Origin of the sequence: Halomonas sp. 3A7M, from assembly GCF_014897875.1 — a bacterium.
Taxonomy (GTDB): Bacteria; Pseudomonadota; Gammaproteobacteria; order Pseudomonadales; family Halomonadaceae; genus Vreelandella.
In genome coordinates this window covers 26,526-37,990 of record NZ_JABUZD010000030.1, presented here as the reverse complement: position 1 = coordinate 37,990, position 11,465 = coordinate 26,526, and the positions used below count along the sequence as shown (strand labels likewise).

At 54.9% G+C, this 11,465-nt stretch carries 10 protein-coding genes; 5 read left to right on the top strand and 5 right to left on the bottom strand.

Annotated elements, in window-relative coordinates; translation table 11 throughout:
- The 5 genes from INT19_RS02130 to INT19_RS02110 form a co-directional block, all read right to left on the bottom strand.
- Entirely contained in the window at positions 1 to 1,959 is a 1,959-nt protein-coding gene (locus INT19_RS02130; protein WP_193059543.1) for a bifunctional 5-dehydro-2-deoxygluconokinase/5-dehydro-2-deoxyphosphogluconate aldolase, read from the bottom strand.
- Positions 1,960 to 2,049: 90 nt separating this feature from the next.
- Complete coding sequence (locus tag INT19_RS02125; RefSeq protein WP_193059542.1) at positions 2,050 to 2,847, bottom strand: TIM barrel protein; 798 nt, start codon at positions 2,845 to 2,847, stop codon at positions 2,050 to 2,052.
- Positions 2,848 to 2,856: 9 nt separating this feature from the next.
- Positions 2,857 to 3,744 (bottom strand): ATP-binding cassette domain-containing protein, encoded by an 888-nt coding sequence (locus INT19_RS02120; protein WP_089040564.1) that lies wholly within the window; start codon positions 3,742 to 3,744, stop codon positions 2,857 to 2,859.
- Position 3,745: 1 nt separating this feature from the next.
- Complete coding sequence (locus INT19_RS02115) at positions 3,746 to 4,876, bottom strand: ABC transporter permease (RefSeq protein ID WP_193059541.1); 1,131 nt, start codon at positions 4,874 to 4,876, stop codon at positions 3,746 to 3,748.
- 54 nt (positions 4,877 to 4,930) lie between these two features.
- The gene (locus tag INT19_RS02110) at positions 4,931 to 5,881 is read right to left on the bottom strand and encodes a sugar ABC transporter substrate-binding protein (RefSeq protein WP_089040562.1); all 951 of its coding nucleotides are present in this window, start codon (positions 5,879 to 5,881) and stop codon (positions 4,931 to 4,933) included.
- Positions 5,882 to 6,120: 239 nt separating this feature from the next.
- Here INT19_RS02110 and INT19_RS02105 point away from each other — a divergent pair, with 239 nt between their 5' ends.
- From INT19_RS02105 to INT19_RS02085, 5 genes are all read left to right on the top strand, one after another.
- Positions 6,121 to 6,990, top strand: a complete 870-nt coding sequence (locus tag INT19_RS02105; protein WP_193059540.1) for a MurR/RpiR family transcriptional regulator — start codon at positions 6,121 to 6,123, stop codon at positions 6,988 to 6,990.
- A gap of 37 nt (positions 6,991 to 7,027) precedes the next feature.
- Positions 7,028 to 8,023 (top strand): inositol 2-dehydrogenase, encoded by a 996-nt coding sequence (gene iolG, locus INT19_RS02100; RefSeq protein WP_193059539.1) that lies wholly within the window; start codon positions 7,028 to 7,030, stop codon positions 8,021 to 8,023.
- 86 nt (positions 8,024 to 8,109) lie between these two features.
- Complete coding sequence (iolB, locus tag INT19_RS02095; RefSeq protein ID WP_193059538.1) at positions 8,110 to 8,913, top strand: 5-deoxy-glucuronate isomerase; 804 nt, start codon at positions 8,110 to 8,112, stop codon at positions 8,911 to 8,913.
- A gap of 255 nt (positions 8,914 to 9,168) precedes the next feature.
- Positions 9,169 to 9,912 (top strand): sulfite exporter TauE/SafE family protein, encoded by a 744-nt coding sequence (locus INT19_RS02090; RefSeq protein ID WP_193059537.1) that lies wholly within the window; start codon positions 9,169 to 9,171, stop codon positions 9,910 to 9,912.
- 146 nt (positions 9,913 to 10,058) lie between these two features.
- Entirely contained in the window at positions 10,059 to 11,450 is a 1,392-nt protein-coding gene (locus tag INT19_RS02085; RefSeq protein WP_193059536.1) for an alpha-amylase, read from the top strand.
- The last annotated feature ends 15 nt before the right edge of the window (positions 11,451 to 11,465 follow it).

The window sequence follows — 11,465 nt, the reverse complement described above, 5'->3', positions numbered from 1 at the left end:
TTACGTCTCCTCGGTGTGGGCCAGCGTTTGCGGCTGCGCCTGCCTTAATTGCCGCCACGCCGTTATCAGCTCGGCATAGTTCTGGGCGACTCGCGCTACCAAGCTAGCGTCATCGATACGCCCAGCCAGCCAATCACGACTCGCACTAGCAAATAGCGTGCGACCAACGGTGAAACCCTTACAGCAGGCATGATTGGCGGCTGCTTCAAAGCCGCGTTTCATGTCGTCCATAGGGGCGTCGAGCCCGAGCAGTACGACCCCGCGGCAGTAAGCATCCTCGCGCTCAATGGTCTCGCCCACCGCCTGCCAGGCAACATCCGTCATTGAGGGTAGCTTCCACCAGTCTGGGCGAATGCCTAGGTTGTAGAGCCGCTGAAGGCTGCGCGGTAGCGTCGTGTTATCGCTTTGCATATCAGCGGGAGGGATTATCTCAATCAGCAACTCCAGCCCATAAGCACAGGCCGCCTGATAGAGCTGGCGCAGACGCTCCTCCTGCTCTAGGCGCAATGAGAGTTCATCGTCAGGGTGGTAGAACACCAAGCATTTAATGATCTGTTCTCTAGGCCAGTTGCGTAGGCAGGCACCTAAGTCATCGCCATGCTGGAAACGCAGCGGGCGTGAGCCTGGCAGCTCCACCGGCCGACCAATCCACCAGCCTTTTCCACTGGCTTGATTGAGTGCGTCTTGACCCAGCACGTCATCAACCAGGATTGCGGGAGTGGAAATGCCACCCAGCTTGGCGCCCTCTTCAGCGGCGCTGACCAGGAGTTTTTTAAGCTTAGGAAGGCGCGCACTATCGGCATGCTCTTCGCGGGCCATATCGGTAAGCTGGCGACGGTGGTCAAATGCTAACCCCAACACTTCGGGCCATTGAACGGGCACCCGGGTAGTGACGCGGTGCAGATGATTCAGGCGTTGATCGATATCCGGACGGGGTACCTCATCCCGGCGCGCCAAGTAATCAAATAACTCGTCTTCAGTGGGCATGGCGGGAGCACAGCCGTGGCGGGAGACCACCAGCGCGCCACAGGCATTGGCATAGCTGGCACTGGTTTGCCAGGGTTCATTGCGCAGCCAGCCGCGTAGCAAGCCACTCATAAAGGCATCGCCAGCGCCCAGCACATTGAGCACCTCGACCTGAACGCCCTTGACTAGAATGCCGTCTTCAATGCGGTCAGGAATAGCGCCTTCAAACACGACACAGCCCATGGGGCCCAGCTTGCATACCAGAGTGGCTTCACTAACCTCACGTACCGCGCGCAGTGCCGTTAAGGTGTCGGTGCTGCCGCCGGCAATATGAAACTCCTCTTCGGTGCCTACAATCAGGTCAAAATCTGGCAACCAGCGTTGCAGATCTGTAGTGACTTTTTCATCGGCGATAAAGCGGGTTTCACCATCACCAGGGTTGGTCAGCCCCCACAGTACGGGGCGATAGTCGATGTCCAGCACTCGCTTCACGCCATGATGGGCGGCGGCGTCCAGTGCTTTGCGGCACGCCCGGCGAGTGGTATCGGTAGAAAGATGGGTGCCGGTAATCGCCAGCGCCTTGGCCCGAGCGATAAATTCAGGGTCGATGGCATCGGCGTCGATGGCCATATCGGCACAGTCGCGGCGGTAAAATAGCAGCGGGAAGCTTTCGCGATCTTTTAACGCCAGCAGCACCAAGCCGGTGTGGCGCTCGGGGTCGGTTTGTAGCGCGGAGGTATCCACCCCCACTCGTGCTAATTCCTCGCGAACAAAGTTGCCCATTTGTTCATCGCCGACCCGCGAGAGCATGGCAGACTTCAATCCCAAACGAGCGGTACCGTAAGCCATATTGCCCGAGCTGCCACCTAGGTACTTGGCAAAGCTCGCCACGTCTTCTAAACGGCTGCCAATCTGTTCGGCGTACAGGTCGACCGCCACACGTCCCAGGCAAATCAGGTCAAGCGGCCGGTGTTGACTATTGTTATTCAGCATAAATGTCTCCCCACGTCACAAATTCGTGGTATCGGGCAAAAGAGGGCACTGGGCATAAAAGCGTCTTGGGTGGCTATCGATGAGGCTTACCTAAAATGAGAAGGCAGCACGGAATCGATCAAGGGCGAGGCCGTCATCGCCAGAGGCCCAACCTTCTAACCCCACCGTGCCGCGATAACCTATGTCGTTCAGCGCTTGAGCAATGGCCGGGTAGTTAATCTCGCCAGTCCCCGGTTCGCAGCGCCCAGGCACATCGGCTACCTGCACTTCACCAATGTACGGCCCGCAGCGGCGAATCAATTCAATCAGATTACCTTCGCCAATTTGGGCGTGATAAACATCTAGCATGATGCGCAAGCTAGGCCGATCAACACTCTCCACCAGTGCTAGAACATCTTCCAAGCGAGCAAACGGCACGCCGGGGTGATCAACCTCGGTATTGAGGTTTTCAAGCACGAAGATGACGTCATTCTTCTCGCCAAGATCTGCCAGCCGATTGAGCGTGTCGCGGGCTTTGAGCCACATAGCGCCCGTCATCTGCTGGCAAGGTTGAACGGGCAACCCATTACCATCTAGCCCGGTGCCATGCAGGTTAAGGCGCGGAATGCCAAGACGCTTTGCTACCTCAACCGACTCAGCGGCGGTGCGTAGCAGTTCATCTGCCCCGGCGGCATCTGCCAGGGTGCCGGTGACATAGCCGGTCATGGATGAAAACGTCGCCCCGCTATTGGCCAGTGCGTCAATGTCGTGCTTCGTCCAGTCCCAGATTTCGACTTGAAAGCCCAGTTCAGAAATACGCTTAACGCGTTCCAATATCGGCAAATCGCAGAAGATCATTTCAGCACAGACAGCCAGCGTGAACGGCGATGATGGGGTCAACTTATTCATCATGCTTCCTTAATAGCCGCTTGCCGCTCGCGGTGAAGTTTGCTCGGCGCTGCTTGCATCGGCAGGCTGAGTGTCTTGATCGGCTAAGCTGGCCTTCTTGGCTTTATCCTCCCGCTGGAATTCCGCAAGCTCTGCATCCAGGCTTTCAAGCTCAGCGCCACCCGCCATCATGTTGAGCACTTCTTCGCGGCTGACTTCCTCTTTGCGGAAGGAGCCCAAACTACCGCCGCGTGACAATAGGGTGAACGCATCGGCCACTGGGTAAGCATGGTGGACATTGTGGGTAATAAAGATGACTGCAAGGCCATCTGCGCGGGCTTTGGCAATGTAGCGCAGTACAACAGACGCCTGCTTGACCCCAAGCGCGGACGTGGGCTCATCCAGAATCAGCACTTTGGCACCAAAGTAGACGGCACGAGCAATCGCCACACACTGGCGCTCCCCGCCAGAAAGCGTGCCTACCGGCTGGCTTGGGTCGCGTACATCAATACCGATTTTGGACATTTCCTCTTTGGCAACCCGGTCGGCATATTTCCAATCAATGCGCTTTAAAGGCCCCCAGCCCACCGTCGGTTCGCGCCCCATAAAAAAGTTACGGGTAATCGACATCAACGGCACCATCGCCAGATCCTGGAAAACGGTCGCGATACCAGCGTCTAATGCATAAGCTGGGGACTTGAAACGAGCGGGTTTGCCATCCAGTAGCATTTCGCCGTGGGTGGGCTGGTGAACACCGGAAAGGGTTTTAATCAACGTTGACTTGCCAGCACCGTTATCCCCTAGCAGGCACATAACCTCACCGGAGTAGACCTGCATCGAGATATCACTTAAGGCGATAACACTGCCGAAGTGTTTGCTGACACTGCGCATTTCAATCATTGGCGTACGTGTGGTCATGTTATTTGGCCTCCATCGCCTTTTTGCGCATGTAATTGTTGAATAGCACCGCCACCAGCAACATCACGCCCAGGAAAACCTGGAACCAGTCGGTATTAACGCCGGTGTAAAAGATGCCCATTTGCACCATGCCAAAGATCAGTGCCCCCAGCGCCGCACCAATGGCAGACCCATAGCCACCGGTCAGCAAAGCACCGCCAATGACAACGGCAATGATGGCTTCCAGTTCTTTTAATAGGCCGCGAATGGTGTCCGCCGAGCCGGTATCCATCACCTGGATGCAGGCAAAGATGGTGGCGGAGAAAGCGGTGAACATGAACAGTGAAATCTTGACGCGCTGGACGGGAACGCCTGAGTTGCGCGCCGCATTGGCATCGCCACCGCTAGCGAATATCCAGTTGCCGTAAGGCGTGCACAGCAGCACCCAAGTCGCTACAGCGGTTAAGCCCAGCCACCAGACAATCGAGACAGGAATACCGGTAACCGTGGGGTTGCCCGCAAAGTTGGTCGCCATCCAGCCATTGGCTGCCATCCAGCTAAATAGGCCCGTAGCGACTTCTCCAGAGAAAAGCGCCGAAAACCAATCTCCGGGGATATGATCCTGCACTCCTCCTACCTGAGTACGTCCCGTCAACAACCGACTGGTTCCGATAGCCAGGCCACGCAGAATGAACAGGAAGCCCAGGGTAACGATAAATGACGGCAAGCCTGTTTTATTGACCAGATTACCGTTAATCCAGCCCACCAAGCCCGCACAGGCGAACGCCAATAAAATTGCGGCCCATAGCGGCCAGCCATACTCCACCGCGGGGATGGCAATCAGGATGCCTGCCAAGCCAATCATCGAGCCAATCGACAGATCAAACTCTCCGCCAATCATCAATAACGCAGCCGCCGTGGCGATAATGCCGAGCTGAGCGGCGACTTCAAGAAAATTAATAATACCCGCGGGGGTAAACATCCCGGTGCCGCTGGAAGCAGCGATAAAGAAGGCAAGCACCAACACGGCACCGGCCAGCGCCCCCAACTCCGGGCGATTAAGCGCTTTCTTCCAGAAAGAGACTCTCTGGATACGCTCATCTTGATCAGCCGCTGCTGGCGCAACCGATGATTTCGTTTCAGTGGAATTCATAGCGATCGACTCCCAAGGCTCGACACCGCCGAGCCTTTTCCGATTAGGTAGTTATCAGCGGATGCCCTGACTACTCAGCTCAATGACCTGAGCAGCGTTTTCTTGAGTAACAAATCCAGGGCCGGTGGCAACATCCCCTGCGGGCAGCAGACCGTTCTTGACGAACTGATCTAGGAACATGACAGGTAAATAGCCCTGCATGTACTGCTGTTGGTCGATCGCAAAGTCCAGCTCACCCGCATCCAAGGCTTCCAAAATACCGGGTGAAAGGTCAAAGGTGCCGAGAGTGAACATATCGGTTGCTCCCTGTTCACGCATGGCCCGGATCATCGGATCAGCGGCCAATGCTCCCAAGGTCAGCACACCACGCACATCACTGTTTTCGTTGAGGTAAGCGACAATAGCATTGCGAATATTGGTGGGGTCGTAAGTGGTCGCTAGCTGCTCAGCATTGCCATCGAAGCCGTCGACAAAACCATCACAGCGCTGGTCAAGTCCTTGGTTGCCTTGTTCATGGTTAACGCAGACGCCTTTCTCGACGCCCATCTCCTGCATGCGTTCAGCAGCTTGTTTACCTGCCTCATATTCACTCTGCCCAACGTGTAACCGGGCACCATAATCCCTTGCCACGTCGCCACCGGAGTTAATAGTGATGACGGGTATGCCGTTATCGACAGCATTTTGCACAGCGCCACCCAGGGCATTTTCGTCGGTAAAAGAGAGAATCAAACCATCAGGACCAGATGCCACTGCTGCTTCTACAAGTTGCTGCATCTTGGCCATATCAAAGGTGGAGGGCGCGCGATACTCCAAGCTAGCCCCAACGGTTTCAGCGGCGGCTTCTGCACCGTTTTTAACCACCGACCAGAAAGGATCAGAGGGAACGCCATGGGTCACCATGACGAAACGGCTCTCTTCTTGCTCTGGTTCCTGTGCTTGAACGACACCTGCCATTAATGCCGTGGTAGCGGCAGAGGCTAGAAGCCATTGAGATAGACGTGCCATAAATAATTCCTCATAACGTTATCGTTGTTGGTAGGGAAGTGGCATTAAATGCCTTGGCGTTATGAAATATAGATTCCAAACATCAGTTATAGCAAATTATTTATTCTATACTTTGGTATAAATGGAATATTTATTCCAATCAACTAGACTGCACAGCAACGAGTCACTTTGCTCAGTACTGCATATCCACTAGCACATAAGCAGAAGGCTGCTAGATGGGCCAACGCGAAGGAATTTGTATGCCACAACCACCACAGAGCTACCGTGAGTTGGAAACGCTGATCACCGCCGAGTACGCCACACTGAGCAAACGCTTACAGCAAACCGCGCGCTTTATGCTTGATCACCCTCAGGAAGTTGCTTTAGCGACCGTGGCCAAAATTGCCGAACAAGCGGATGTCACGCCATCCACCTTAATTCGCTTAGCCAATAGCTTGGGCTTTAAGGGCTTTTCCGAAATGCAGCAGCTGTTTCGCAGCCGTCTGGTCGATGAGTTGCCTAACTACACCGAACGCATTCGCGCGGTACGCAGCGCCACCGGAGAAACACCCGATAGCACCCAACTATTATGGGAGTTCGCTGACGCCAACCGCGCCGTGCTTGAGCAACTACCCAGCCGTATTGATCCAGAGAGCCTAGAGAAGGCGCTGGATATTTTTGAAAAGGCCCATGCGATTCATGTGATGGGCGCACGACGCAGCTTCATGGTCGCCAGCTACATGACCTATGCCCTGGCGCATGTGGATAAACCTGCGCTGCTGGTCAGCGGTTTGGGGGGAATGTACGGCGAGCAACTGCGCGCGATGAGCCAACATGACGCGCTACTGACCATTAGCTTCTCTCCCTATGCCAAAGAGAGCCAAAAAGCCTGCGAAGACGCCCATCAGCGCGGCCTACCCATTGTGGTGATTACCGATTCGAGCCTTAGCCCACTGGCGCGTTTCGCGGATGTTGCTTTCGTGGTTAACGAAGCTGAAGTGAAAAGTTTTCGCGGCTTGACCGCATCGCTCTGCTTAACCCAAGCCTTGGCAATTGCCCTGGGCGTACGGCAAGACAAATCCCGGGACAAAGCCCTGGAAAAAGCCTCAACTAAAAAACGTAAGACATAAACACCAAGCCAACAGCAACAACAAAACAGGAGTGCTTATGAAACTCGCGCTTATCGGCGCTGGGCGCATCGGCAAGGTGCATGCCCAGGCCATTTATTCACACCCCAACGTGACGCTGGTTGCCGTGGCTGATTTTCATCAGCCTGCCGCAGAAGCCCTAGCCGAGCAGTACGCTAGCCGAGCGGCCTCTGTGGATGAAATCTTCGCAGATGATGAAATTGATGCCGTACTGATTGCTTCAAGCACACCTACGCATGCGGAGTATCTCGAGCGTGCCGCCCGCGCAGGCAAGGCGGTTCTGTGCGAAAAACCTATCGCCCTGGATTTAGCGCGCACGCGCGATGCCCTACAGGTACTTAGCGAACACCCGGTGACCTGCGCGTTAGGCTTTAACCGCCGCCACGATCCTCAGTTTGCAGCATTAAAAAAAGCGATTACCGAAGGGCGTATTGGCGCACTTGAAACGCTGACGATTATTAGCCGCGACCCCTCTCCCCCGCCTGCCGAGTATGTGGCTGAGTCCGGCGGTCTGTTCCGCGACATGATGATTCATGATCTTGATATGGCTCGCTGGTTGCTGGATGAGCCGATTGAAAGTGTCTTTGCCGTCGGTAGTAGCATCATTGACCCAGCGATTGGTGAAGCAGGTGATGTAGATACCGCCATGGTCACCCTTACCACCGCCAGTGGCAAGCTGTGCCAAATCAGCAACTCGCGGCGCGCTAGCTACGGCTACGATCAGCGTATCGAAGCCTTTGGCAGCCAAGGCATGCTGCAAGCCCAGAACGAGAGCGACACTCGGCTACGTTTTACGGGGGAAGCAGGCCAAGTGGAAGACAAACCCAAGTGGTTCTTCCTGGAGCGCTACGCCCAAGCCTACCAACTTGAAATTGGCGACTTTGTCGCCGCCTGGCAAGAGAAGCGTGCGCCACTCGCCGGTGCCCAAGATGGCCTAGAGGCGTTGCGCTTAGCCGATGCAGCGGAGCTTTCATTGCGTGAAGGTCGCAAAATACTGCTCGACGCCCCGGTTTAAACCGACGCAGACGGGTCTGTGGAGACCCTTCATATCGACAACGACTAGCTGCCAACCGAGCAGCTAGCCATCAGAAGGAGCGATATATGGCTTCACTACTGGTACGCCCCACCGCCCCAGATGCCCAAGGCACCGTGATTGACGTTACCCCTGAATCGGCTGGCTGGACGCACGTTGGCTTTCGGGTGCATAAACTCGCCAAGGGCCAGCGCCTGGAGGCCAGCAGCGATGACCAGGAAGTCTGTCTGGTGCTGCTCACCGGGCGGGCCACAGTGACCTGCGGCGAGCACCGCTTTGAAGACATCGGCAAGCGCATGGATATCTTTGAGCAGATCCCTCCCTACGCGGTTTATCTGCCTGACCATGTTAGCTACGCGGTGGAAGCGACCACGGACTTAGAGCTTGCGGTGTGCGCTGCCCCTGGGGATGGCAATCACGCCCCAAGGCTGATTTCCCCCGACAACATCAAGCAGAGCACCCGTGGCCAGGGCACTAATACCCGCCACGTACACGATATTCTGCCGGAAACCGAGCCCGCCGATAGCCTACTGGTGGTTGAAGTATTCACACCTGCGGGCAACTGGTCTAGCTACCCGCCACATAAACACGATGTGGATAACTTACCCCACGAATCATACCTGGAAGAGACCTACTACCACCGTATTAACCCTGAACAAGGGTTCGCCTTTCAGCGCGTTTACACCGATGACCGCAGCCTTGATGAAACCATGGCGGTAGAGAACGGTTGCTGCGTGCTTGTACCCAAGGGCTACCACCCTGTAGGCGCTTCCCATGGCTACTCGCTCTACTACTTAAATGTCATGGCGGGGCCCAAGCGGGCGTGGAAATTTCACAACGACCCCGACCATGAGTGGTTAATGAAAGCCTAACGGGCGGCACAATTTGCCTGCTAACATTTATCCAATGCTATGCTGTATAGCCCCGCTAATGCGGGGTTTTTCGCGCTAGGGAGCCTCTGATTAATGTAATGAGCGCAGGCCAGACAAGGCAAAAATTAACGAAAAAGCGGAGTTTACGGGTTGTAAATGAGCATTTTGAGGCGATTTTTAACGCAGTATGGCCAAGCGTAATAGTTAATCAGAGGTTTCTTAGGCTTTTCAACGACTGGTTCCCAAGGACTTGCCATGCTTCCCGATTACTCCACCATCGCTTGGGTGTTGATTGTATTTTCTGTTTACCTGACTGGCGTTTCAAAAGGTGGTTTCGCGGGCGGTTTCGGCACGCTCTCGGTGCCGCTAATGGCACTGGCGATCAGCCCCACCCAAGCGGCAGGCCTGCTGCTACCGCTACTGCTGGTGATGGATGTATTTGCGGTGAAGGCATGGTGGGGCAAGCAGGATGCTACTGAGGTCTGGCGCTTTGTGCCGGGGCTGTTTATCGGCGTGACGGTGGGGACGCTGCTGTTTGGCAGCTTAAGCGAACAGGGCTTACGCCTGACCCTCGGCGTTATCACCTTGCTGTTCGCCGCCTATATGCTGCTCAAGCCCGTTTCTAAAAAACCAATCTCCACTCGTTGGGCATTGCCAGCGGCAAGCGTCTGCGGCTTTACTAGCTTTATGGCCCATGCGGGCGCGCCGCCGTTAAACGTTTATCTCCTGCCGCGCAAACTATCGAAAGAGAGCTTTATTGCCACTTGTGCGGTGACCTTTGCCGTAGTCAACGCGATCAAGCTAGCGCCGTATATGTGGCTGGGTGAAATCAATGTCACCAGCGCCTGGGCATCGTTGCTGTTGGTACCCGTCGCTTGGATCGGCGTGCGCAACGGGCTGTGGCTACAAAGCCGCGTCAACGAAGCACTATTTTACCGCCTCGTGATCCTGGCCATGTTCCTGGTGGGAATCAACCTAGTCTGGCAAGCGGTAGGCTAGCGTAAATTTACAGTACCTCAATTATCGGGGCACAAAACTTAGCTCTCCTCCCCTCATCTACGCCCCTTTACTCCTTCATAAGGAGGGTTTGGATCACCCTCGATATCGTCATGTTGTTATTAACAATGACAACACAGGTGGTACTTATGTTTTCCAAATATGCTTTCATTCTTGCCGCAAGCGCATCATTGGGAATAGGGCTAACCGCCCAATCGGCTAACGCCAACACGTTTGTGCATTTATTTGAGTGGCAATGGGACGATATCGCGCAAGAGTGCGAGAACTGGTTAGGCCCCAAAGGTTATAAGGCTGTGCAAGTATCACCACCGCAAGAGCATATCCAGGGCGATGCTTGGTGGACGCGCTATCAGCCTGTTAGCTACCAATTGGAAAGTCGAAGCGGCTCCAGTACAGCGTTTACCCACATGGTCCAACGCTGTGAAGCGGCGGGAGTCGATGTGTACGTCGACGCCGTGATTAATCACCTAGCCCATGGCAAGGGCCAAGGCACCGCAGGGTCCCACTATGACCACGAGACCCTGAGTTACCCTCATTATCAGCCTCAAGATTTTCACGAACCTTGCGGGATCGAACAAGACGACTATGCCCATAACGCAGAGCGTGTTCGCCGTTGCCAGTTGGTTGGCCTTCCCGACCTCAAAACCGGCAACCCTGCCGTGCAAAACAGCATTGCCGAATACCTGGATAGGCTAGCCGAACTAGGCGTTAAGGGCATTCGAATTGATGCCGCTAAGCACATGGAACCTAATGACATTGCGCACATTCTAGAACGGCTAGAATCCTCGCTTTATGCCTTTCAGGAAGTTATTGACCTAGGAGGCGAAGCAATCAGCGCCGCCGAGTACCAGGGCATTGCCGACATTACCGAGTTTCGCTATAGCACGCACCTAGGCGATATTTTTAATCATCAGCCACTGGCCAACCTTCATCGGTTAGGCGAAGAGAGTGACTTTTTACCCAGTGAAATGGCCGTTGTGTTTACCGATAATCACGACAATCAACGTGGTCATGGTGCCGGCGGCGATAATATTTTGACACACCAAGACGGTAGCCTTTACCGCCTAGCCAATATGTTTATGCTTGCTTGGCCTTATGGCTATCCCAAAATCATGTCGAGCTACACATTTACTGACAGCGACCAAGGCCCACCGCAAACGGCGGTATACCAGCAAGGAGAGGTTCAGTGTGGAGAAGCCTGGGTATGCGAGCACCGCTGGCCCGAAATTGCCAACATGGTCACGTTCCGCCAACACACTGAAGGCGCAGGCGTTACCCACTGGTGGGATAACGGTAATAACCAAATAGCGTTTAGCCGAGACACTCAAGGCTTTCTTGCCATTAACCGTGAACACAACGATTTAACACGCACGTTCGACACCGACATGGCCGATGGCCACTACCAAAATATCGTGGGTGATGATCAATGTGTTGCCGTTGAAGACGGACAGCTCACGCTAAACATCCCAAACATGTCTGCCGCCGCGTTTCATGTCGGCGCTCCCTGCCCCGCGCCATAATTCTTGGGGGCGGAC

What these genes read in the sequence shown, in the direction of transcription:
- INT19_RS02130 (WP_193059543.1), bottom strand. Translation starts at nt 1,959, where the DNA reads ATGCTGAATAACAATAGTCAACACCGGCCGCTTGACCTGATTTGCCTG.
- INT19_RS02125 (WP_193059542.1), bottom strand. Translation starts at nt 2,847, where the DNA reads ATGAATAAGTTGACCCCATCATCGCCGTTCACGCTGGCTGTCTGTGCT.
- INT19_RS02120 (WP_089040564.1), bottom strand. Translation starts at nt 3,744, where the DNA reads ATGACCACACGTACGCCAATGATTGAAATGCGCAGTGTCAGCAAACAC.
- INT19_RS02115 (WP_193059541.1), bottom strand. Translation starts at nt 4,876, where the DNA reads ATGAATTCCACTGAAACGAAATCATCGGTTGCGCCAGCAGCGGCTGAT.
- INT19_RS02110 (WP_089040562.1), bottom strand. Translation starts at nt 5,881, where the DNA reads ATGGCACGTCTATCTCAATGGCTTCTAGCCTCTGCCGCTACCACGGCA.
- INT19_RS02105 (WP_193059540.1), top strand. Translation starts at nt 6,121, where the DNA reads ATGCCACAACCACCACAGAGCTACCGTGAGTTGGAAACGCTGATCACC.
- iolG (WP_193059539.1), top strand. Translation starts at nt 7,028, where the DNA reads ATGAAACTCGCGCTTATCGGCGCTGGGCGCATCGGCAAGGTGCATGCC.
- iolB (WP_193059538.1), top strand. Translation starts at nt 8,110, where the DNA reads ATGGCTTCACTACTGGTACGCCCCACCGCCCCAGATGCCCAAGGCACC.
- INT19_RS02090 (WP_193059537.1), top strand. Translation starts at nt 9,169, where the DNA reads ATGCTTCCCGATTACTCCACCATCGCTTGGGTGTTGATTGTATTTTCT.
- INT19_RS02085 (WP_193059536.1), top strand. Translation starts at nt 10,059, where the DNA reads ATGTTTTCCAAATATGCTTTCATTCTTGCCGCAAGCGCATCATTGGGA.